The organism is Flavobacterium sp. OHVDL-2026-0007 (genome assembly GCF_059882335.1).
Genome location: NZ_CM187612.1, coordinates 3,235,107 through 3,259,298, shown reverse-complemented (window position 1 = coordinate 3,259,298; position 24,192 = coordinate 3,235,107). Strand labels below are relative to the sequence as shown.

The following is a 24,192-nucleotide window of genomic DNA, read 5'->3' as shown; positions in this document are numbered from 1 at the left end:
ATGATAAATGATATTTTAGCTGGACTACCATGGGGTCTTTTTTTAAGTTTTATGGTAGGTCCAGTATTTTTTATACTACTTGAAACCAGTATTACAAAGGGATTTAGAGCTGCTTTAGTTTTTGATTTAGGTGTAGTGCTAGGCGATGTTTTTTTTATAGCCATTGCTTATTTGGGAAGTTATCGGTTGATTCAAAATTTAAAGGATAAACCGGCTCTTTTTATTTTCGGAGGTATTATTATGCTGGCTTACGGTTTGATTTCTTTTGTAAAATTAAAAAAAGAAGAAAAAATCAATACCGAAGAAATTGATCGAGATATTATCAAAAGAAACTACGGAAGTTTGTTTGTAAAAGGCTTTTTATTGAACGTTATTAACATTGGTGTACTTGGTTTTTGGTTGGCAGTTATTATCTCTGTAGGACCAAAATTAGAGATGCAAAATACAAGAATGTTTACCTTTTTTACGGCAGTTATTGTTACTTATTTGGTGGTGGATTGTATTAAAATACTATTAGCTAAACAATTAAAATCAAAGATGACACCTAGTAATATCCTAAAGATCAAAAAAGGGATTAGTGTTGTTTTAATGGTTTTTGGATTTGTTTTGATGATCCAAGGCTGGTTTCCAAAAGAAAAGGAAATGGTTAAAAATGCTTTTGAGAAGATTGATAAGTAGTTGTTAACAACTCTGGAACTATAAGTAAAGCCTCTGTATTCAGGGGCTTTTTATTGGTTTAATTTCAATGGTCTACAACGGAAGAAATGTGATTTTAAAAGGACTGCTAATTTTTTTAAAATGAAGCAAAAAAAAAGAGATACATTGCTGTATCTCTTTTGGAGGCATCGTCCGGATTCGAACCGGAGTAGGAGCTTTTGCAGAGCCCAGCCTAGCCGCTCGGCCACGACGCCGTAGTTGAACGGATGGCAAAAGTAACTAATATCTTTAAAATTCAAAACTTTAAAGCGAACTATTTTTAAAATTTTTGCAATATTTTTCTTTTCAACTGTTGTTTTAAAATCAAAGTTACCTTCTAACTTCGGTCATTTTTATAGTAACTGATTCAACATCACCACCAATAGGAGGATTTACTTTAGAAACCCAAACAGTTGTTTTTTCTATGGAAGTTATTTCTGCTAATACACGAATATTGATTCTTTTTGCCACATGTTCTAGCAAATGAGAACGAATAGCCATTTCTTCAGTAACAATTTTGTTTAAATGGACGTAATCTACAGTATCGGATAAGTGATCTGTTTGTGCTGACTTTTGCAAATTGGTTTTGATTTTTAAATCTACTGTATAATCAGATCCAATTTTTCCTTCTTCAATTAAACAGCCGTGGTATGAAAAAGTTCTGATGTTTTTTAATTTTATAACTCCCATTTCTAATGTTATTTTAGTTTAAAATTTCAGGTTTAATGCTACTTAAATAACTTTAAATCTGAAACCTAAAAACCTTTTTTTTATCTTTGCTAAAATTACTATAAAATAATGGCATCAGAAGAGAAATCACTCAATTTTATTGAACAAATCATAGAAGAAGATTTAAAATCAGGTCTATCAAAAAATAAGCTTCATTTTCGTTTTCCACCAGAACCAAATGGTTATCTACATATTGGTCACGCCAGTTCTATTGCGTTAAATTTTGGTTTAGGAATGGATTATCAATCTCCTGTGAATTTGCGTTTTGATGACACCAATCCTGAAAAAGAAGAGCAAGAGTTTGTAGATGCAATTAAAAAAGATGTGGAATGGCTAGGTTATTCTTGGTCTGAAGAACGTTATGCTTCTGATTATTTCCAACAACTTTACGATTGGGCAGTTTTATTGATAAAAAAAGATAAAGCCTATGTGGATAGTCAATCATCTGAAGATATGGCTATTCAAAAAGGAACTCCATCAACAACAGGTACAGATAGTCCATATAGAAGTCGTTCAGTTGAAGAAAATTTAGACTTATTTGAAAGAATGAGGAAGGGTGAATTTGAGGCTGGTACCCATATTTTACGTGCAAAAATAGACATGAAATCAACCAATATGTTGATGCGTGATCCTATTATGTATCGAATTTTACATAAAGAGCACCATAGAACAGGAGATGCCTGGAAAATTTATCCAATGTACGACTGGGCTCATGGTCAAAGTGATTACTTAGAAGGTATTTCGCATTCATTTTGTACACTAGAATTTTTACCACACCGTGAATTATACGATTGGTTTTTAGATCAAATTATAGGCGATGAAAAGTTACGTCCAAAGCAAAGAGAATTTGCAAGACGAAACCTTTCCCATACGGTTGTTAGTAAAAGAAAATTACAGCAATTAGTTAAAGAACAACATGTTAATGGATGGGATGATCCTAGAATGTCTACTATTTCTGGATTGAGAAGAAGGGGATATACAGCAACGTCATTGCGTAATTTTGCCAATACAATTGGTATTGCAAAACGTGATAATTTAATCAATGTTTCTGTTTTAGAGTTTTGTATCCGTGAAGATTTAAATAAAATTGCACCTCGTGTAATGGCTGTTTTAGATCCAGTGAAATTGGTAATTACCAATTATGAGCAGGGAAAAGAAGAGTGGCTTGAAGCTGAGAATAACCAGGAAGATGAAGCTGCTGGATTTAGAAAAGTGCCTTTCTCAAGAGAATTATATATTGAAAGAGAAGACTTTTTGGAAGAGGCTCCTGCTAAATTTTTCCGTTTAACTTTAGGTAAAGAAGTTCGTCTTAAAAATGCCTACATCATCAAAGGAGAAAGTGTTGTAAGAGATAATGAAGGTAATATTACAGAAATTCATGCTACTTATGATACCGATTCTTTAAGCGGTAGCGGTACGGAAGCTAGTCAAAGAAAAGTTTCTGGAACTTTGCATTGGGTTTCTATAGCACACGCTATTGAAGCTGAAGTTCGTATGTATGATCGTTTGTTTACCGATGAGGCACCAGATAGTTATAAAGATAAAAATTTCTTGGATTTTGTAAACCCAAATTCATTAGAAATTATAAAAGGTTTTGTTGAACCAAGTTTGGCTACAGCTGAAAATGAAGATAAGTTTCAGTTTCAACGTTTGGGTTATTTTACTGTTGATAAAGATTCAACTACTTCAAAATTAGTCTTTAATAAAACAGTTGGTTTGAAAGATGCTTGGGAAGAAAAAGGTAAAAAGGAAGAGAATAGCATCAACAATTCTTTGAAAGATATCAATAAATATTTCAAGACAGAAAGTAAAGCAGATCGTATTGCAATTGAAAGTGCAATAGGGGAGAACATCAAAAATATTTCTAGCTTTTCGCTATTACAGAATGCATTAAAGAAAAACATCAACAATAATAAGAGTTCATTATTGTTTGCTCAATTTATTCTGAAGTATTCTATTTTGAAATCGGGTGATTTTGAAGAAGAGGACATTAAAAAATTATATACGATGTCCTTAAGAAGTGAATCTACCTATGTTCGTTCTAAAGCACTTTTGAATTTAAGAGATTTAGAAAATGAAAGTTTTAGAAAGCTGTTTGATGAGGATATTTTAAAATTGTATTCAAATCCAATAAAAAATGCTTCTGAAAGAGAAATTGAGATTCTATCAGAAATGGTTAAAAAATAAGATCAATATTATTTATTAAAAGCGCTTTTATAAGCGCTTTTTTTTATTATTTAGTTTTTCTATTGAAATAGTTTTTTTAATAAATATTTTAGATTAAAAATCACCTCTATATTTCGTTTTTAAGACAATTTTTAGGTTCTTTGATGTCTTTTACTCTCTTTTAAAAAATCATTTAATAGCGCTTTTAATTTTGCTTTTTGGCTTCATTTACCCATGTTTTTTGTCTCAACAACCATAATTAGTTTGCAAGACCATTATTTTTAAGTTTTGTAGCCTATTGCGGTAGAAATGTAGGTGTACTGCTTTTTAAAAGGAGTGAGTAATTTATTAAATCAGTTTTATCGATCATAATCATTTTAACAACTGATTTTGATAATGATAGCTAATATTTATTAATATTTAATTTTTAATAAATATTTTAGATTAAAAACAAGCTTTGTAGGCTGTTTTTAAGCGAGGTTTTTATTTCTTATGGCTCGTAAATCATCTTTTTAAAAATAATTAATTTAAAGTCCTTATTTTAGTTTTTTTCCTTTTTTAGTGATTTTGAGTCCCTATTTCATTATAAAATGTAAAGGCTTTATGACCTTCGAACTGTTTTTATTATTTGGCTGTTTTTATAAATGTGTTATTTTATAGTATCAATTTTATTGATGTAAAAATAAAATGGATATGATTTTTACTATTATAGATTAAATTGATTATAAATTATTTTTATATAGTTTAAGTAGATTAAAAACAAGGCTCATAAGTTTGATTTAAGCTACTATTTATATTTGAGCAACTCATTAATCATCTTTTGTATTATTGTTAATTTGAAGGCTTTATTTTTATTTTTACTATCGTTTTGCTTAGTTTAACGGGTTATTAACATACAATTGTTTATAAAGATAGTATTTTTATGAAACAGTCAAATTGGAAACGTAAAGTGGACTATTTTAAAAAGCTGACGTAAGAACTTAAACTGGGTTTTTCTAAAACGTTGAAATGTATATTTTTTGTTTTAGTTAAAATTCTAAACAACTGTTCTTAAAAGTGATTTTATGTTCAAATTCAAATTGTGATTTTATTTGTAAATTATTTTATTAAAAAATTGATGCAAGTACATTTCATAATATTGTCATTTCATAAAATTGTTTTTTCGCATTCTTAAAGTTTTGATTTTCATTTTGACGAAATGAATTTTTAATTTTTAATTTATTCTTATGAAAACTATATTTTTTACGCTATCGATTTTATTTGTTAATATCGGAATTGCTCAAACTCATCTCATTTCGAAACACAATGGGGAAGAGGTTGCTGCTAATTTTATCAGAAGTGAAAATGATTTGATTTATTATGCTTTGCCACAAAGTGGGAAAGAACATAAAATTAGTAAATATGCTGTTTCACAGTTAACTAATAAACAAACCAATCAAATTCAAAAAGTATCTGATAAGATCGTAGTGGATTCAAAAGCAGATTATAAAGTAGTGAGAGTTTTATCTCAAGACAAAATGATTGGTTTGAAAAAAGTGAATAATTTTAATGGTGTTGCTACTAAAACTAAAGGGGATTCTAAACTCGCTCAGCAGAATCATACCGCTATGCGCATCAAAATGCAAGCTGCCTCTAATGGTTATCCTTTTGTAAGCATTGACCAGAGACCGGATGGTAAATATGAAGCTGTTGCTTATATGTATTAAATTTAGGGTTAAATTTTTGTAAATAACGTTCATTCAGTATTTTATAATTTTAAAAAAGTGTATCTTTATTAATCATTTAAATTTTATAACTATGTCAAAAAACATAAATACTATAGCGGCCATTTTAGCTGGTGCAGCGGTAGGAGCAGGGATTGGAATTTTATTTGCTCCAGATAAAGGATCGAGAACTCGTGCAAAACTGAAAGAAGGTTTAGATGATGCCAAACACAATTTAAAAGATTCCTTAGAGGCTGGCTCTGAAGTACTTCGAGAGAAGTTTTTTCATGCAAAGGGTAATCTTGATGGGACTTATGATGAATTGCTTTCCAATATGAGTCATAAAACGGAAGATGTTATCACTTTTTTAGAATCAAAATTAGCTGATTTAAAAGCGCATAACGCTAAACTTCAGAAATAAGACAGTAGTAGCACAAAGCTCAATTTGATTTTATAGTTGTTTTTAAGTTATTTTAAGTATATTTAAAAGAAGCAAAAACTCAATTATTTTATCTGGAGTTTTGTGCTTCTTTTTTTAATTAAAATTACAACTATGGCTTTTGAAGAATTAAAAGAAAATACTGAAAGTATTCAAGATCAGGCTAAAGTATACCTAGATAGTCATTTAGCTTATTATAAGCTTTGGGGATTTAAGGTTGCCATGAAATCGACAACATTAATTTTTAAGTTTACCTTGATTTTAGTTTGTTTCTGTATGGTTTTGCTTTTTGGATCCTTTGCCGCAGCTTATGCCTTTAGCGCTTATTTTGGAAGTTTTACTTTGGGATTTTTAACAGTAGGAGGGATATACTTGGTGTTGACCATTTCACTTTTCTTTATTAAAGAGAAATTTGTTGAAGGCCCGATATTGGAAAAATTTTCAGAAATCTTTTTTAATGATTAATTATGGAAACTAAGAAATATTCATCGTATGCTGAGATTGAGAGAGATTTAGAAGTATTGAAATTACAGAAAGAAATTAATTATCATAAATTAGTATTGACTGTAAAACAAACGAAGGAGAGTCTTACTCCTCATTCGATTGTAAATGGATTCGTATCTTCCTATAAAGATTACTTTTCTAATTCGTATGGTAAGATCTTACAAAGTGTTTTACCTTACGTTATTAGTTGGTTTATAAACAAAAAAAGAGGCTAAGCCTCTTTTTTGTTTATATATAGATTATTCTTTTACTTCAGGTTGAATATCATCTTCGTAACCTGATTGTGGTTCAATAGGTTTTGGTTTGACTACCTTTTTATTGTTTTTCTTCATCATTTCACCAACTTGATTGGAGGCTGTAAAGGAGGCTACCATATTGTTCAACATATCACTTCCAGCTTGTGGAGAATTAGGTAATAATATTAAGTTTGAATTGGCATCTGCACCGATAGCTTGTAAGGTATCATAATGTTGTGTAACCACGATTAAAGCTGATGCTTCTTGTGAATTGATACCCACATTGTTTAATACTTCAACACTTTCGACTAAACCTCTAGCGATTTCACGACGTTGATCTGCTATACCTTGACCTTGTAGACGTTTGCTTTCCGCTTCCGCTTTTGCTTTAGCTACGATTCTGATTCTTGAACTCTCTGCTTCAAATTCCGCTGCGGTTTTCTCTCTGTCAGCAGCATTAATTCTGTTCATCGCATTTTTTACCTGAATATCTGGATCAATATCCGTTACTAAAGTATTGATGATATCATAACCATAAGTGGTCATGGCTTCGTTTAGTTCTCTTTTTACAGCGATAGCGATATCATCTTTTCTTTCAAAAACATCATCCAATTTTAGTTTAGGAACTTCAGCACGCACTACGTCAAAAACGTAAGCTGTAATCTGATCGTGTGGATATTCTAATTTATAAAAAGCATCATATACTTTTTCTTGAATCACTTTAAATTGTACCGAAACTTTCATTTTAATAAAAACGTTGTCTTTAGTTTTGGTTTCGATGATGACGTCTAACTGTTGGATTTTTAAGTTTACACGTCCGGCCAATCGGTCAACTAAAGGAATTTTTAACTGTAATCCTGAATTTCTTACGCTTAAGAATTTTCCGAATCTTTCAATAACAACAGACGACTGTTGTTTCACTGTAAAAAAAGAAGACATCAAAATAAATAATCCGAAGACTATTAGAATAATAAATGCTGTACCCATGGTGTTATTAATTTAGTTTTATGATCTGGTAAATTACGAAAATTCCTCCAATTTTAAATTGTAATCCATAAAAAAACGCTAAGGACATTTTGTAGTGTCTCTTAGCGTTTATGGAGTGACTTTTAATCTTGAGCTTGGATTATAAAGTAGCTATGGCTTTTTGAATTCTGGATATTGTTTCCTGTTTTCCAATAATTTCCACAATATCAAATAGGTGAGGACCTTTTAAGGCTCCAACCAAACTCAATCGAAAGGGTTGCATTACTTTACCCATTCCAATTTCATTTTTGGTTAACCAATCTTTTACTATTGTTTCGATAGTGACGGAAGTGAAATCTTCTATATTTTCTAAAACGGAAATCAACTCTTGCATTAGTGTTGGTGTTTCTTCTTTCCAGTTTTTAGTTGCTTTTTCATCGTAAGCAGTGGGTGCCTGGAAAAAGAAATCCGTTAAATCCCAAAATTCAGATACAAAATGAGCTCTTTCTTTGATTAATGAAACAATTCTTGTTGTGGTTTCTATTGGTGTAGAAAATCCTTTTGCAGTAAGAATAGGAGCGAAGCTCTGGGCTAAATCTGCATCATTTTGTTTGATCAAATATTGGTGATTGAACCATTTGTTTTTCTCTGGATCAAATTTTGCGCCTGATTTATGTACTCTGTTTAAGTCAAAAGAAGCTACTAATTCTTCCAAAGAGAATAATTCTTTTTCCGTTCCATCATTCCATCCTAATAAAGCAAGGAAATTGATGACAGCTTCAGGGAAAAATCCATTTTCTCTATAACCGGAGGAAACGGCTTCTGCTGTTGTCCATTCTAGAGGAAATACTGGGAAACCTAATTTATCTCCATCTCTTTTTGATAGTTTTCCATTTCCAATTGGTTTTAAAATCAAAGGTAAATGGGCAAATTCTGGAGCGTCCCAACCAAAAGCTCTGTATAATAGAACATGTAAAGGCATAGAAGGCAACCATTCTTCACCACGTATTACATGTGAAGTTTCCATTAAATGATCATCCACAATATTGGCTAAGTGATACGTTGGCATACCATCACTTTTAAATAAAACTTTATCATCTAAAAGATTGGTTTCAAATTTTACATCGCCACGAATAATATCTTTTAAATGTAAAGTTTCATCCACTGGGGTTTTGAAACGAATCACATAATGTTCTCCATTGGCAATTCTATTAGCAGTTTCCTCTGGAGAAATAACTAAAGAGGTATCTAACTTTTCACGATTGTGATGATTGTATATAAAAGTTTTTCCTTCGGCTTCATGTTGTTTTCTATGTGCGTCTAATGCTTCTGGAGTATCAAAAGCATAATAGGCCCAGTTAGAATTGATCAATTGATCAGCATATTGTTGGTATAAATGTTTTCGGTCGCTTTGTCTGTATGGACCAAATTTTTCATTTTTACCAACGGTTTCATCAGGAGCTATTCCTAACCATTCTAGGGCTTCCATGATATAAGCCTCTGCACCGGGAACAAAACGAGTTTGATCGGTATCTTCTATTCGTAAATAAAAAACACCATTGTTTTTTTTGGCAAATAAATAATTAAATAAGGCAGTACGAACTCCGCCAATATGTAAAGGTCCTGTAGGACTTGGTGCAAAACGCACACGAACTTGCTTTGACATTTGTTTAAATTTTGGTGCAAAGATACGTTTTATGATTTTAGATTTAAGAATGTTGATTTTAGATTTTACCGAGATGAGTTTAAATAGGTTGAACGCGTTGTTAGTTAAAAAGATATTATTATAATTAGTACATTTATGGGTTATAAGTAAAACAGATTCATTTTGAAAACAACATCTGCTATATATCTAAAGCTAGAGGCATTTATTAAAAAATATTATACAAACGAATTGATAAAAGGAGTAATTCTTTTTACAGGTTTTGGATTGTTGTACTTTTTGCTGACGCTTTTTGTGGAGTACTTTCTTTGGTTAAAACCCTTTGGAAGGGCCTTGCTATTTTGGGTTTTCGTAGGCGTTGAAGTTTTCTTGTTTTTTCGTTTTATTTTGTTTCCGATTTTCAAGCTTTTCAAACTTCAACGTGGTATAGATTACAACGAGGCCTCTGCTATTATTGGGAATCATTTTACAGAGGTACGAGATAAACTGACAAATTTTTTGCAATTGTCTGCCGCTGAAAGTTCATCTGATAATTCAGAATTAATGTTGGCCTCGATAGAACAAAAAGCCAAATCGTTGCAACCAATTCCGTTTACCAATGCCATTAACTTTAGTGCGAATCGAAAATATGTACCGTTAGCACTTATTCCATTATTACTTTTTGGTGTATTTTATATTTCTGGAAATAGCAATATTATATCGCAAAGTTTAAATAGGGTGGTACATTTTAATGCTTCATTTCTACCTCCAGCTCCGTTTAAATTTGTGGTTTTGAACAACAATTTACAAACAGAACAGAATAGAGATTTTGTGATCAAAATTGAATCAGTTGGAAAAGTAGTGCCTGAGAATGTCATGATTCATATTGGGGATGAGAGTTATTTTATGGAATCGTCTCAAACAGGGAAGTTTGAATTTAAAATTGAGAAGCCCATTAGTAATGTTGAATTTTCCTTTGAAGCCAATAGTGTCACATCGGATCAATATGTGCTAAAAGTGGTCACTGTTCCCTCTATTGCAAATTTTGAAATGGTCTTAAATTTTCCTTCTTATCTTAAAAGAAAAGGTGAAACTGTTCAAGGAACAGGGAATGCTATTGTACCAGAAGGTACGTTGGTGACTTGGAAAATGAAGACGCAATCTACCCAAGAAATTGTTTGGAAGGATGAAAAAGGTAGTTTTCAGTTTAAAAAGGCTGATAATGAGTTTAAATTGAGTAAAAATATAGTACAAAACACAGATTATCAAATTCTTACCTCTAATAACAAGGTTAAAAACTACGAAAAGTTAGGGTATCAGTTGGCGGTAATCAAAGATCAGCATCCAACGATCAATGTGACCCCTGCACCAGATAGTTTAAAGCTGGATAAAAATTATGTTTTAGGAAGAGTGGGAGATGATTATGGCCTGTCTAAGTTACAAGTGGTGTATTACGAACGCGGTAAACCTGGTACTGTCAAACGTGGAACAATTGCTGTTAAGCAGGGAGTGTTTGATCAGTTTGTTTTTAACTTTCCCAGTAATTTAGTGGTGGTGGAAGGGGTATCATATGAATACTATTTTGAGATTTATGACAATGATGCGCCTCATCATTTTAAAAGTACAAAGTCTTCTGTTTTTTCAGATCGAGTAGCGACCTCGGATGAAATTCAGGATGTCGAGTTACAGCAACAAAGTGGTAATATTAATAGTCTAGAAAAATCTTTAAAGAATCAGAAGAAGCAGTTTTCGGAAATGGATAAGATTCAGAATACAGGTAAAGAAAAGGAAAATTTGGAGTTCAAAGATCAGCAGAAAATTAATGATTTCATCAAGCGTCAGAAACAGCAGGACGAGTTGATGAAACAATTTGCGGAGAAAATGAATCAGAATTTAGACAAGTTTAAAACTGAGAAAAAAGATAAAACGGCTGATGATTTACAAAAGCGTTTGGATAATGCGGACAAAGATTTGGAGAAGAATGAAAAGCTTTTAGATGAATTAAAGAATTTAAATGATAAATTAAATAGTGAAGATTTGTTTGATAAGATGGAAAAATTTAAACAAATCAGTAAAAATCAATCGCGTAACTTAGAACAATTGGTCGAGTTAACCAAGCGTTTTTATGTGTCTAAGAAAGCAGAACAAGTTGCTGAAAAATTGGATAAACTTGCCGATAAACAGGAAAGCCTTTCGAATAAAGAAAAGGAGAATACCTCGGATAAGCAAGATGAAATCAACAAGGAATTTGATAAAATTCAAGAGGATCTTAAAGATTTGAAAGAAGAAAATAAGACATTGAAAAATCCATTAGATATTCCTGCTGATGCCGCAAAGGAGAAAGAGGTGAAGGATGATCTGCAAAAAGCTGCTGAAGAATTGAGCAAAAAGAATACTGCTTCGGCTAAACCAAAACAGAAGAATGCTGCAAAGAAAATGAAAGGCATGGCAGATAAAATGCAAGCAAGTATGGAAGGTGGAGATCAAGAACAACTAGAGGAAGACGTGGCGATGTTGCGACAGATATTAGATAATCTTTTGGCTTTTTCATTGTCTGAGGAAGATGTTATGAAACAATTTAAATCTATGAAGTTGGGTTCTTCAGCCTATACTAAGAATATTAAAATACAGCAAAATTTAAAGCAGCAATTTAAATATGTAGACGATAGTTTGTTTGCTTTATCATTGCGTAACCCTAAAGTTGCGGAGGAAGTAACGAAAGAAATAGGTAATGTGCAATACAATATTGATAAGGCAATAGAAGTTTTAACAGATGTTCAGATTCCAAAAGGAGTTTCACACCAACAATATGCTGTCTCTTCTGCTAATAAGCTTGCTGATTTTTTGAGTGATTTATTGAACAATATGCAGATGGCAATGTCCAAACCTGGAGCGGGTAAACCAAAACCAAGAGATGGTCAAGGCATGCAATTACCAGATATTATTAAAAAGCAGAAAGGTTTAGGTGATAAGATGAAGGCAGGTATGAAAGATGGGGAGAAACCTGGTGAGGGACAAAACGGAAAGAATGGTCAAGGCAAGGATGGAGATGGAAAACAAGGTCAAGGAGATAAAAAGGGTGGTAATGGAAAAGAGGGTAATGATGGAGAAGGGGATGCTGAGGCTATCATGGAAATTTATAAAGAACAGGTAAAACTTCGTGAAGCGTTACAAAAGGAATTGACTAAGCAAGGTTTAGATTCTCAAGGAAAGGGAGTTTTGGATCAAATGAAACAATCAGAAAAGCAACTTTTAAATAAGGGATTTAAGAATGAAAACCTGCAAAGGATCTTAAATATTCAACAAGAATTATTGAAATTAAACAATGCTGTTCAAGAACAGGGCCAAGATACTAAACGCCAATCTGAAAGCAATAAAACGAATTTTACTAATAGAGCTAATGCATTACCGAATTCATTGGTGGATTATTTAAACAGTGTAGAGATTTTAAACAGACAATCACTACCTTTGCGCTCAAATTTTAACCAAAAGGTTCAAGAATATTTTAATAAAAAATGATCAATTTTAATTACGAATCGGAATTTACACTAGAGAACGAAGAAGCCTTTGCTGAATGGTTGAGTAGTGTAATTGTTTCAGAGAATAAAAACGAAGGTGAAATAAATTATATTTTTTGTGATGATGAATATCTTCATAAGATTAATGTAGAGTATTTGGATCACGACACGTTGACGGATATTATCAGCTTTGATTATACTGTCGGAAACGAACTTAATGGAGATATATTTGTTTCTGTTGAAAGAGTAGAAGATAATGCGAAAGATTTTAATGTTTCTTTTGAAGAAGAATTAAAGCGAGTTCTTGCTCATGGTATATTACATTACTGTGGATACAAGGATAAAACAGAGCAGGACGCTGAGATTATGCGTGCTAAAGAAGATGAAAAAATAGCGCTGTTCCACGTGGAACAGTAAATTAAATATCTCTTTTTAAAAGCTAAGACAAGATGTTCCACGTGAAACATTTTAAATTTTAAAGAGAATAGATTTAATCGTGTTCCACGTGGAACATAATTAAAAAGTATTTTTTAAAGCGTTCCACGTGGAACAAATAAAGAGAAGTTAATTCTGAAAACCGCCTTAAACGGTTTGCAGAGAATAATAAAACAAAATGTTTTTAGAAGAATACGATGTTATTGTAGTAGGGGCAGGTCATGCTGGTTCAGAGGCCGCGGCAGCGGCAGCAAATTTAGGATCTAAAACTTTATTGGTTACAATGAGCCTGCAGAACATTGCTCAGATGTCTTGCAATCCAGCGATGGGTGGAATTGCAAAAGGACAAATTGTGAGAGAGATTGATGCGTTGGGAGGATATTCTGGAATTGTTTCGGACCGAACTGCGATTCAATTTAAGATGTTGAATAAATCGAAAGGACCTGCGATGTGGTCTCCAAGAGTTCAAAGTGATCGAATGCGTTTTGCTGAAGAATGGAGAATGATGTTGGAAGGAACTCCTAATTTGGATTTTTATCAAGAGATGGTTAAAGGTTTGATTATCGAGAACGGAAAAGTGAAAGGAATCAAAACTTCTTTAGGAGTGGAGATTCGTTCTAAATCTGTAGTCTTGACCAATGGAACTTTTTTGAATGGTTTGATTCATATTGGGGAAAAGCAATTTGGTGGAGGTCGAGCTGGTGAAAGTGCAGCTTATGGAATCACTGAAGATTTGGTTGCAGCAGGATTTGAATCGGGTAGAATGAAAACGGGAACACCACCACGAGTGGATGGTCGTTCTTTGGATTATTCAAAGATGAATGAAGAAAAAGGAGATGCTAAACCGGACAAGTTTTCGTATTCGGATTTGACGACTCCGCTGACCAATCAGCGATCTTGTTATATGACGTACACGTCATTGACTGTTCATGATGTTTTGAGAGAAGGATTTGATCGTTCGCCAATGTTTAATGGAAGGATCAAAAGTCTCGGGCCAAGGTATTGTCCTTCGATAGAAGATAAGATAAACCGTTTTGCAGATAAGGAGCGTCATCAATTGTTTGTTGAGCCAGAAGGATGGAATACGTGTGAAGTTTATGTGAATGGATTTTCAACTTCACTTCCAGAAGATATTCAGTTCAAAGCTTTGCGTTCTGTTGTAGGTTTTGAAAAGGTGAAATTTTTCCGTCCGGGTTATGCCATCGAATATGATTATTTCCCGCCGACGCAATTGAAACATACTTTGGAAACAAAGTTAGTAGAAGGTTTATATTTTGCTGGTCAAATAAACGGAACAACAGGATATGAAGAAGCGGCAGCGCAAGGTTTGATGGCTGGAATAAATGCGCATTTAAAAGTGCATGAAAAAGCACCTTTGATTCTGAAACGTGACGAAGCTTATATTGGAGTGTTAATTGATGATTTGATTACCAAGGGAACGGAAGAGCCTTATAGAATGTTTACTTCAAGAGCTGAATACAGAACTTTGCTTCGTCAGGATAATGCTGATTTTAGATTGACGCCGATGTCGTTTGAAATTGGTCTTGCTTCTGAACAGCGTTTGCGTCGAATGGAAAAGAAATTAAAGGAATCTGAAAAGATGGTTGCTTTTTTCAAAGAGACAAGTGTTTCGGTTGCTGAAACCAATCCGATTTTAGAATCGAAAGGAACTGCTCCAATAGCGCAAGGAGATAAAATGTTTAAAGTGTTTTCTCGTCCTCAGATCGATTTAGAAGACATGATGAAGTTTGAGAAGGTAAAAGAATACATTGAAGCAAATGATGTTGATCAGGAAATTTTGGAGCAAGCGGAGATTCAAGTGAAATATTCTGGTTATATCGAAAAAGAAAGAAATAATGCGGATAAGTTAACGCGATTAGAGGATGTGAAGATTCCTGAAAATTTCGATTACAATAAAATTAAATCCATGTCCATTGAAGCGAAACAAAAATTGAGTAAAATTCGTCCGGTGACGATTTCTCAGGCTTCAAGAATTAGTGGTGTCTCTCCGAGTGATATTTCGGTATTGCTGATTTATATGGGACGATAATCTAAAGCCGTATTCATATACGGCTTTTTGTTGTTCGCTGAGTTTGATTTCGTTTTTGAATTATGGAAAGCTGAAAAAGGATTAGACTTATAGCGCAAAAGAATAGAATTGTATTTTTTTCTTTTTTCATTTGGAAATTATGCTGAACAAAATGCTTCTTGTTTTTTTGCGTCAGTTGCAACAAAGTAACGATTGTGTTTTAATTTTTTCTTAAATGAAATTGGAAAGAGAGTAACCCAGAAAAATAACAAGGAGGAGAAGTCGATTTCAATAGCAGTTTCTTTTACTGCGTTCTTGTATTGCTGAAGTTGGAAAAACCTACATAAGTGGTTTTGAAAATACCAAGCCAATAAAACCGTAGTAAAAAGGATTGTTCCACGTGAAACTACTTTGTGAAGTCTTGATATCATTGAGGAATTCAAGATTAAGAATAAAAGAAATAATGGAGTAAATCGGAGATATCTCGTTTTGTTTCAATTTTAAGATTATAAAAAAATGCATAAAAATAGGCTAGCGTATATTTTTATGAAAATAGTACCAAATTCTCTAAAAAAACCTATAATTAAAAAATGGACGTTTTAAATAAAAAACATTTTCTTACTGTTAAAGACCATTCTGTATCTAAAGAAATTTTCGAATTGTATTATGATGAAGCTTTAGATATGTTGATCACATCACCACAACCAGATTTACAAGATTTAGGAAGATATTACGAAAGTGAAGATTATATTTCTCATACCGATAACAAGCGCTCGCTGTTTGAAAAAGCCTATCATTTTGTAAAAAATATTGCGCTGAAGAATAAATTAAATTTAATCAATTCAGAACAAGTTAAAAAAGGGAAAATATTAGATATTGGCGCGGGAACCGGAGATTTTTTATTAACGGCAAAAAAGAATGGTTGGCAAACCGTTGGAGTGGAACCAAGTGATCGAGCAAGAAGGATTGCAGAGCAAAAGGGAATTTTGTTTGTAAATGAAATTGGTATTCTTGAAAATAATAGTTTTGATGTGATTACGATGTGGCACGTTTTAGAACACGTTCCAAATTTAGAATTGCAAATTCAAGAATTAAAGCGTTTGCTTAAACCAACTGGAACTTTAATTGTTGCGGTTCCAAATTTTAAATCCTATGATGCAAAATATTATGACTCTTTTTGGGCTGCTTATGATGTGCCAATTCATTTTTGGCATTTCTCTAAAAAAGCCATTGAAACGCTTTTTGGAAAAGTAGATATGAAATTGGAAAAAGTGCTTCCTATGAAATTTGATTCTTTTTATGTGAGTTTGTTATCTGAAAAATACAAAACCGGAAAAATGAATTATGTAAATGCATTTTTTATTGGTTTAAAGTCAAATTTAAAAGCGGGGCGAACAAAAGAGTATTCTTCGCATATTTATGTCTTAAAAAACAAGTAAAACGCGTTTTTAACGCGATTAAGACCTTTTCTATGCCTTACTGGGGTAAGATTATGTCTTTTTTGAGATTTTGTCTCTAATAAAAGCTATGAAAGTCGTTTTTGATAGTGTTGAATTATTGATATTTCTCTTTTGATAAATAAAAACAATATGATAAAATTTTAGCATTTTTTAAACTTTATGTCGATGCTATTTATTTTTTTATATTTTTGTCTTCTATACATTAAAAAATTAGAAATTTAAAAAATGAAAAAAGCATTAGTAATTATCGCAGTTTCAATTTTAGTTGTTTCATGTGGTAAAACAGCAGAAGTTAAAGAAGTAAAAACGGCGTACGTGGATACTTCGATTTTAATGAAAGAGTACACTGAAGCAAAAGATCTTGAAGCAAAGTATAAAGCTCAAGCTGAAGAAAAGGGCAGACAACTACAAGCTGAAATTACTCGTTTTAAACAAGACGCTGCTAATTTTCAAAGTCAAGCACAAGCGAATGGTCAAGCTTGGGCTCAACAAAGAGGTGCTGAGCTTCAAAAAAGAGAGCAACAGTTAGGTTATGCTCAACAGCAGTTGTCTCAACAATTGCAACAAGAAAGTGGTGTGGAAATGGATTCTCTAGTAAGTGGAGTTAAAAAATTCATTAAGGATTACGGGAAGAAAAACGGTTATTCTTATATCTACGGAACAGGTGATGCAGCGTCAATATTATATGCTGAAGAGAAATATGACATTACAAAAGATGTTGTTAAAGCCTTGAATGACAAATACAAATCGGCTCCGAAAACAGAAGAAAAAGCGGCTGTTAAAGAAGGTGCAGAAGCTAAAAAATAATTGCCCTACTAACTAACCAATTAACTAATTTTGAAAAACCTAAATCTATCAGTAGATTTAGGTTTTTTTCTTTTATAAATACCCGATAGTTCTCGTTCTCAATATGGATCCAATGCATAACGTTTCAGAAGCAGCCGCTTACACTTTACAATTTATTAATCAGACGCAAAAATCTATTTTTCTCACTGGAAAAGCAGGTACAGGTAAGACGACGCTTTTGCGCGAAATCATTAATACGACTCACAAAAATACGGTAGTGGTGGCTCCTACAGGGATTGCGGCCTTAAATGCTGGGGGAGTGACGATTCATTCTATGTTTCAGCTGCCGTTTTCGGCTTTTATTCCGACCCTTGAAGAGCCGTCTCAATTTACCGAAACAGTAAAATTTGAGAACAAAGAAAGCTTGCGAAGACATTTCAAAATGAATAATGTCAAGCGTAATGTGATTCGCAATATGGAATTACTTATTATTGATGAAGTGAGTATGTTGCGGGCTGATCTACTGGATGCTATTGATTTTATGATGCAAACTGTTCGCAAGAATACAAGAGCTTTTGGAGGGGTTCAGGTACTTTTTATTGGCGATTTATTGCAACTTCCGCCTGTGGTTAAAGATGAGGAGTGGCGCACGCTGCGAAATTATTACAAAGGAAAATTCTTTTTTCATTCACATGTGATCCAGCAAAATCCTCCGTTGTATATTGAATTGTCTAAGATTTACCGCCAAAGTGATGATGCTTTTATCTCTGTTTTAAATAATCTGCGTAACAATCAAATAAGCCCACAGGATATTGAGGTTTTGAACCAATATGTTCAACCAGATTTTGATTTAAAAAACAATAGCGGTTATATCACGCTAACTACCCACAATGCAAAAGCCGATACCATTAATGAACAGGCTATTAATGATTTAGGGGGTAAAGAGTTCTCTTATCAGCCTTTTGTGGTGGGAGACTTTCCTGAAAAGATTTTTCCTGTAGAGGAAAACCTAAAACTCAAGGTGGGGGCGCAGGTTATGTTTGTAAAGAACGATTTGTCAGCCGAGAAGCGTTATTTTAACGGAAAGATGGGGGTTATAAAAACGCTTTCTTCCGGAGAAATTTTTGTTCATTTTCCTCAAGAGGATAAAATGATTGAAGTCGAGAAATACGAATGGAAAAACATAAGATACAAAGTAAACGAACTCACCAAAGAGATCGAAGAGGAGGTTTTAGGGACCTTTGCACACTATCCGATCAAGTTGGCTTGGGCCATAACGGTTCATAAGAGTCAAGGTTTAACCTTTGAGAAAGCAGCAGTGGACGTATCGCAAGTTTTTGCACCTGGGCAGGCGTATGTAGCTCTTTCGCGTTTAACGTCCTTAAAAGGGCTTGTTTTGCTTTCTCCGATACGGATGAATGGTATTTCTAACGATCAGGATGTCATGGATTACGCTTTAAATAAGGCATCCGAGGAAGTTTTAAAGAACTCCTTGCATTTTGAAACTAAAAATTTCATACATAACTATTTGATTAACAGTTTTAATTGGACCCATTTGGCCCAAGAATGGCGCAACCATCGTTTTAGTTATACCGAAAATGCGGCGGGTTCAGAGAAATCAAAGCATGCGCTCTGGGCTAGAAAGCGTTTAGAGGCCATGGAATCTCTTGTAGATCCCTCGCAAAAATTCATTCATCAGCTCAATAAAATCTTTAATAAAGAAACCGTCGATCTATTTTTCGTTCAAGAAAGGGTAGAGGCAGCTTACGATTATTTCTTTAAATCCATGGACAAGTTAGTTAGTGATCTTTTGATTAAGATGGCCGAAATTCAGAAGTTTAAAAAAGTAAAAGAATTTTACGAAGAATTGGCTTTTCTAGATGATCTACAAACCAAGGCTGTTTTAGGGCTAATGAAGGCCAAATTATTGATTGAAATAGTTGTGGCGGGCGAAACCATCTGTAAAGAAAAATTAACGTCTACAGCGATTAAAAATTACAAATCAGATAAAGTAGCTAAAATTCGGGAGGAACTTAACATGACCAATACCGATATGTTTAAACTAGACGGACCTGTGGTGCGTTATACTGCTAAAAAATTAGATAAAAGCGATTCCAAAGAGGTCAAGAAAACAACCGTTGAAGAGACCTACGATTTGTGGTTGGAGAAAAATTCAATCGAGGATATTGCTCGATTACGTAAATTGACGGTGCAAACCATTGAAATGCATCTGGTAAAACTGATTCAGTCCAAAAAAATTGAAATCACAGCTGTGTTGCCTTATGATAAAATTTTGGCGCTTCGAGAGGCTTTTGCGTTTTACCAAGAAGAGTCTTTGAATGGTTTAAAAGAAAAGCACGGTGATGAATTTACTTGGGACGAACTAAAAATGTTCAAGGCAAGTATAAATTAGCTAATTTTATAATCGAGTAGGCTAACCGGTTTATTATTCACCGCGCTTAGTTTCAGCTTTCGTGAGAAAAGGTTTAGCCCAAGGGTTTGCTTTTTCACGTGAAACAGGTTTGTATTAATTTATCTTTTAATGAATTAGTTATAAAAGGGAAGCCATATGAAAACAAGTATATTCTATTTAACACTGTTTCTTTTTTTGGGTAATGTTGCTTGCGCACAGGATCTAAAAGCGGAATATCAAAAATACATCAAGAGCTTTATCACCCATGTGAAGAGTGATAACAAAGTCGCCCTTAGTGAGCTGGTTTCCTATCCGTTAAAGAGGGAATACCCCATAGCGGATATAGAGGGAAAAGCAGAGTTTGTGAAGCGTTATTCGGAAATTTTCGATGTTATTTTAAAAAAAGAAATCATCAGATCCAATCCAGGAAAAGATTGGTATGATATGGGTTTGCGAGGACTAATGCTTAATCAAGGAAGTATTTGGTTGGATACGGAAGGTCGGTTGATCGCGGTCAATTACCGATCTAAATTTGAAACCGATCTTAAAAATCGATTAATGGATGCTCAGAAAAGAAACTTAGACCCTAGTATCTCCTTTTTTCAAACACCAGTATGTATTTTACAAACAGCTCAGTTCAAAATTAGAATCGATAATTTGGGCAACAATAACTACAGATATGCCTCTTGGTCGATCAAAAAAGACATGACAGAAAAGCCAGATTTAGTGATAAATGGTGGGAAGTTGGTTCTGGAAGGTGTAGGTGGAAATCATCAATATGAATTCAAGAAAGGTGTTTATCTCTATGAATGCGCTATTGTGGTTGTAGGGGAAAAAAATGCAGCTGCGGCTAAAGTAACTTTATATCAAGGCAGTAAAGTAATCTTTAGTCAAAATGCCAAAATAATAGCAAAATAAAAAATCCTATTCGGTTAAGAATAGGATTGATTGATTTATAGCGATTCGATTAAAATCCAGGCATCTGGATTTTCTCCTTTGTGAATTTCTTTTTGTGCTTTTTGCGCTTCGGCCATAGTAGCATAACTACCGTACAAAACAGGGAATAAGCCGTGTTTGTTTTCATCTAGCATTCGGGCTTTATAACCATCTCTTACTAATTGATTATAGGCTTTTTTGGCATTTTTCTCGCTTCTAAAAGCGCCTGCCATAATGTGATACGGCATTGCTGCTGATTCGACAATTTCTACTTTTGCTGAATCTACCGAAAGGGTTACAGCAGGAAGTGGATTTTGAATGAAAAAGGTAGCTTCTTGTATTTTGTTTTGAACCTTTTTCTGGACTGCGCTTTCCACGATTAGTGTTTTAGCATCAATTTGATTTTGATACAAAGGATAACCAATGCTTCCTGTAATACCAAGACCTAAGACAAAGATAGCTGCATATCGTAAAAAGGCATTTGAAGATTTTCCTTCTTCTTCGGTTTCATATAAGGCAACTGGTTCTCTTTCTGATATTTCTGAGATTTTTTTCTCGAACTCTTCTTTTTTAACTAGCGGAGAAATAAATGGGCTTAGTCCAAAAGAACTAGTCAAATAATTCGTTCTGTCACTAGGGGTAAAGATCATATTTTTTTCAGCATTGAAACGAATTTCACCTACGTTTTTGATCTGTACGATACCACCTTCTTCAAGTGTTTTCTTCCAGCTTAAAACCTCAAAAGCGATCGCAGTTACAGCAAAACCATATGATGTTTTTTCTGACTGAGCAATATGATTTGCTAATAGACCATCATTGTTTTTCAAATGGCTATTAAAAGAGATCATTTTTGTCGGTGGAAAAAATGTATTAGTAGTTTCGTTATGCTGTGCCGATTGAATTTCGGTTAAAAATGCCCCAAGCCCTGGGACCGTTACACACTGATAACGATACAATAACTGTGCGATGTAGGTTTCGATTTTCATAGTAACAAAGTTAGGCAACGAATATAGTTATCAAAATTTTATTCACAATTTTTATTAACAATTCGTAAATTTTTACATCTAATTTGTTTTAAGGTAGTTAGCTGTTTGTGTTTTTTTGCAGTAAATGTTGCCTAAACTTAAAAAACTGTATTTTAGGAAGAATTAACTTATTATTATTGAGGTAATCATTTAGTGAATTAGGACTAGTATTTGTTTTTTTGGAATGTAGGCAGTGGGATGGAATTGGTCCTTAGCGGGCCTTTTTGAAATAGGGAAGTGTGTAGTGTTCTTTTTGCTTTTTCTGATGAATTAAGGGTGTAAAACGTGAAAAAAACAATAGTATTGAAAGGAGTAGGAGAAGATGATGTGGCTTTGGTGTCCATCAAACCCAAGCCCAGTAGTAAAGTGGGTAATCTAAATTAAAAACCCGACAGTTTTTAAAGTTGTCGGGTTGAAATTTTATTTTGAAAATCCGAGTTTCTCCCGAACTTTTGCTAGAACTGCATCAGCGACTAAAGTGGCTTTTGCTGCTCCTTTTTTCAAGAGCGCTTCCACTTCGTTAGGGTTGGTGATGTAATAATTGTATTTTTCCCTTTCTGTTTTGAATTTTTCAGTGATCAGTTCAAAAAGAGCTTGTTTAGCATGGCCATAACCATAGTTTCCACCAAGATAATTGCTTCTCATTGTAGCTATTTGCTCCTCGGTTGCCATTAAAGAATAGATAGCAAATGCATTACAGGTATCTGGATTTTTAGGATCTTCAAGTGGTGTGCTATCGGTTTCTATGCTCATCACTTGTTTGCGGAGTGATTTGTCATCCAAGAAAATATTGATAATATTATTAGCGGATTTACTCATTTTACCACCATTAGTACCCGGAATCAACTTACTGTCTTCTTGAATTTTAGCTTCTGGAATGACGAAAGTTTCTCCCATCTGATGGTTAAATCGAGAAGCTACATCACGAGTGATTTCTAAATGCTGCAGTTGGTCTTTTCCAACAGGAACAAATTCTGCATTATAGAGTAAAATATCCGCAGCCATTAACATCGGATAGGTGAAAAGTCCGGCATTTACATCATCCAAACGATCAGCTTTGTCTTTGAATGAGTGGGCCAATGTCAAACGTTGAAATGGAAAAAAACAACTTAAATACCAAGTTAACTCAGTAGTTTGAGTTACATCAGATTGTCTGTAAAAGGTAACTTTATCAGGGTTTAGTCCACAGGCAAGCCAAGCAGCAGCAGTGCTATACGTGTTGCCACGTAAGGTTTCACCATCTTTAATTTGTGTAATCGAATGTAAATCAGCAATAAACAAATAAGATTCGTTGGCTGGATTATTTGATAATTCGACTGCAGGAATAATTGCTCCTAATAAATTGCCCAAGTGTGGCGTTCCAGTACTCTGAACACCAGTAAGTATTTTTGCCATTCTAGTTTTTTTCTTTTTCTTAACTGCAGAGATTGCAAGTTTTTTTCTCAAACGCAAAGTTGCAAAGTATTTCGTAAACTGCACCAAGTTTTTTGAAATTTTCGCGTATTTCCTTTTTATAGGATGCTTTAGGTATTATTTTTCGAGAATGGGTTACTCAAGAGCAGTAGTTTTGAGATTATTTTAAGATTTTGTTTGGTAAGGGCTAAGTCGGTAGGGAGCTAAAGTTTGTAGGGAATAATTCTTTTGGTGAAATTTACCTTGGTTTTCTTACATTTGAAACCATGAAAGGAATAAAGATTGTTTTTTGGGTCTTATGGCGGATTTGGTTTTATGTCTTAATGGCTATCCCAATATTGATTATGCTGCCGTTTTTACTGATTTCTATCGTCTCGGAGAGAGGTTATCCCTATTTTTTTAAAATGGCCCGCATTTGGGCTAAATTCATCCTTTTTGGGATGGGGTTTTATTATAAAATAGAACGCGAACAGTTAATGGAACCTCATAAAAGTTATATGATAGTGGCCAATCATACCTCTATGACCGATATTATGTTAATGTTGGTAGTGGTCAAAAATCCTTTTGTTTTTGTTGGGAAAAAGGAACTATCAAAGATTCCCTTGTTTGGATTTTTCTACAAAAGAACCTGTATTTTGGTAGACAGGAGTTCTTCAAAAAGTAAAAATGAAGTTTTTAAAAGAGCACAAAATAGACTCAATCAAGGATTGAGTATTTGTATTTTTCCAGAGGGAGGTGTTCCTGATGATGAAAGTGTATTGTTAGATGATTTTAAAGATGGCGCTTTTCGCTTAGCCATCGATCATCAAATTCCAGTGGTGCCCATTGTTTTTGCGGATAATAAAAAACGATTCTCGTATACTCTTTTTAGTGGAAGTCCAGGAAAAATGAGGATTAAAACCTTGCCATTTGTGCAAACTAAAGGATTGAAGGCCGAGAATAGAAAATTACTTCGCGATCAGGTTAGAGAATTGATCTACAAAGAATTGATTGCTTTCAAAAAAGAAGCTTAAATAGCCAAAACGAAACCCGACAGCATTTTAGTTTGTCGGGTTTTCTTTTGAATTAAAAACCTCTTTTGATTCAAAAATCTTAT

19 protein-coding genes and 1 tRNA gene are annotated in these 24,192 nt (G+C 33.6%); 14 read left to right on the top strand and 6 right to left on the bottom strand.

Features of this window, described 5'->3' with window-relative positions:
• Positions 1-678 carry a LysE family translocator gene (locus AC51AA_RS13255; RefSeq protein WP_500702711.1) on the top strand — a complete coding sequence of 226 codons (678 nt, stop codon included), beginning with the start codon at positions 1-3 and terminating at the stop codon, positions 676-678.
• 159 nt (positions 679-837) lie between these two features.
• Here AC51AA_RS13255 and AC51AA_RS13250 read toward each other — a convergent pair.
• A tRNA-Cys gene (locus tag AC51AA_RS13250) sits at positions 838-911 on the bottom strand.
• 115 nt (positions 912-1,026) lie between these two features.
• Positions 1,027-1,386 (bottom strand): dihydroneopterin aldolase, encoded by a 360-nt coding sequence (gene folB / locus AC51AA_RS13245; RefSeq protein ID WP_500702710.1) that lies wholly within the window; start codon positions 1,384-1,386, stop codon positions 1,027-1,029.
• Positions 1,387-1,494: 108 nt separating this feature from the next.
• On the opposite strand from folB, the gene AC51AA_RS13240 reads away from it, so the two are divergent.
• The 5 genes from AC51AA_RS13240 to AC51AA_RS13220 all read left to right on the top strand — a co-directional run bounded on the left by AC51AA_RS13240 (position 1,495) and on the right by AC51AA_RS13220 (position 6,452).
• On the top strand, positions 1,495-3,612 hold the full coding sequence (locus tag AC51AA_RS13240; RefSeq protein WP_500702709.1) for a glutamine--tRNA ligase/YqeY domain fusion protein: 2,118 nt from the start codon (positions 1,495-1,497) through the stop codon (positions 3,610-3,612).
• A gap of 1,205 nt (positions 3,613-4,817) precedes the next feature.
• Positions 4,818-5,297 (top strand): hypothetical protein, encoded by a 480-nt coding sequence (locus AC51AA_RS13235; protein ID WP_500702708.1) that lies wholly within the window; start codon positions 4,818-4,820, stop codon positions 5,295-5,297.
• A 91-nt stretch (positions 5,298-5,388) separates the two neighbouring features.
• On the top strand, positions 5,389-5,715 hold the full coding sequence (locus AC51AA_RS13230; RefSeq protein ID WP_500702707.1) for a YtxH domain-containing protein: 327 nt from the start codon (positions 5,389-5,391) through the stop codon (positions 5,713-5,715).
• Positions 5,716-5,847: 132 nt separating this feature from the next.
• Positions 5,848-6,198, top strand: coding sequence for a competence protein (locus AC51AA_RS13225; protein ID WP_500702706.1), 351 nt, complete (start codon positions 5,848-5,850; stop codon positions 6,196-6,198).
• A 2-nt stretch (positions 6,199-6,200) separates the two neighbouring features.
• Positions 6,201-6,452, top strand: a complete 252-nt coding sequence (locus AC51AA_RS13220) for a DUF6327 family protein (RefSeq protein WP_500702705.1) — start codon at positions 6,201-6,203, stop codon at positions 6,450-6,452.
• 24 nt (positions 6,453-6,476) lie between these two features.
• Here the strand turns inward: AC51AA_RS13220 and AC51AA_RS13215 are convergent, their stop codons facing one another.
• Positions 6,477-7,460 carry an SPFH domain-containing protein gene (locus AC51AA_RS13215; RefSeq protein ID WP_500702704.1) on the bottom strand — a complete coding sequence of 328 codons (984 nt, stop codon included), beginning with the start codon at positions 7,458-7,460 and terminating at the stop codon, positions 6,477-6,479.
• 139 nt (positions 7,461-7,599) lie between these two features.
• Complete coding sequence (gene gltX / locus AC51AA_RS13210; protein WP_500702703.1) at positions 7,600-9,105, bottom strand: glutamate--tRNA ligase; 1,506 nt, start codon at positions 9,103-9,105, stop codon at positions 7,600-7,602.
• A gap of 162 nt (positions 9,106-9,267) precedes the next feature.
• Here gltX and AC51AA_RS13205 point away from each other — a divergent pair, with 162 nt between their 5' ends.
• The 7 genes from AC51AA_RS13205 (at position 9,268) to AC51AA_RS13175 (ending at position 20,640) form a co-directional block, all read left to right on the top strand.
• Positions 9,268-12,600: a hypothetical protein gene (locus tag AC51AA_RS13205; RefSeq protein WP_500702702.1), complete on the top strand. Its 3,333-nt coding sequence runs from the start codon at positions 9,268-9,270 to the stop codon at positions 12,598-12,600.
• On the top strand, positions 12,597-13,016 hold the full coding sequence (gene ybeY, locus AC51AA_RS13200) for an rRNA maturation RNase YbeY (protein ID WP_500702701.1): 420 nt from the start codon (positions 12,597-12,599) through the stop codon (positions 13,014-13,016). The genes AC51AA_RS13205 and ybeY overlap by 4 nt, the downstream gene beginning before the upstream one ends.
• 196 nt (positions 13,017-13,212) lie before the next feature.
• Positions 13,213-15,084, top strand: a complete 1,872-nt coding sequence (gene mnmG, locus AC51AA_RS13195) for a tRNA uridine-5-carboxymethylaminomethyl(34) synthesis enzyme MnmG (protein WP_500702700.1) — start codon at positions 13,213-13,215, stop codon at positions 15,082-15,084.
• Positions 15,085-15,653: 569 nt separating this feature from the next.
• Complete coding sequence (locus tag AC51AA_RS13190; protein ID WP_500702699.1) at positions 15,654-16,502, top strand: class I SAM-dependent methyltransferase; 849 nt, start codon at positions 15,654-15,656, stop codon at positions 16,500-16,502.
• Between the two features lie 246 nt (positions 16,503-16,748).
• Positions 16,749-17,330, top strand: coding sequence for an OmpH/Skp family outer membrane protein (locus AC51AA_RS13185; protein WP_500702698.1), 582 nt, complete (start codon positions 16,749-16,751; stop codon positions 17,328-17,330).
• Positions 17,331-17,442: 112 nt separating this feature from the next.
• On the top strand, positions 17,443-19,722 hold the full coding sequence (locus AC51AA_RS13180; RefSeq protein WP_500702697.1) for a helix-turn-helix domain-containing protein: 2,280 nt from the start codon (positions 17,443-17,445) through the stop codon (positions 19,720-19,722).
• 156 nt (positions 19,723-19,878) lie between these two features.
• On the top strand, positions 19,879-20,640 hold the full coding sequence (locus tag AC51AA_RS13175) for a hypothetical protein (RefSeq protein WP_500702696.1): 762 nt from the start codon (positions 19,879-19,881) through the stop codon (positions 20,638-20,640).
• Positions 20,641-20,675: 35 nt separating this feature from the next.
• On the opposite strand, the gene AC51AA_RS13170 is transcribed toward AC51AA_RS13175, so the two are convergent.
• Both AC51AA_RS13170 and trpS read right to left on the bottom strand, forming a co-directional pair.
• Positions 20,676-21,644: an HU domain-containing protein gene (locus tag AC51AA_RS13170; RefSeq protein WP_500702695.1), complete on the bottom strand. Its 969-nt coding sequence runs from the start codon at positions 21,642-21,644 to the stop codon at positions 20,676-20,678.
• A gap of 459 nt (positions 21,645-22,103) precedes the next feature.
• Positions 22,104-23,078, bottom strand: a complete 975-nt coding sequence (gene trpS / locus AC51AA_RS13165) for a tryptophan--tRNA ligase (protein ID WP_500702694.1) — start codon at positions 23,076-23,078, stop codon at positions 22,104-22,106.
• Positions 23,079-23,362: 284 nt separating this feature from the next.
• Here trpS and AC51AA_RS13160 point away from each other — a divergent pair, with 284 nt between their 5' ends.
• The gene (locus tag AC51AA_RS13160; RefSeq protein ID WP_500702693.1) at positions 23,363-24,109 is read left to right on the top strand and encodes a lysophospholipid acyltransferase family protein; all 747 of its coding nucleotides are present in this window, start codon (positions 23,363-23,365) and stop codon (positions 24,107-24,109) included.
• Positions 24,110-24,192: the final 83 nt, after the last annotated feature.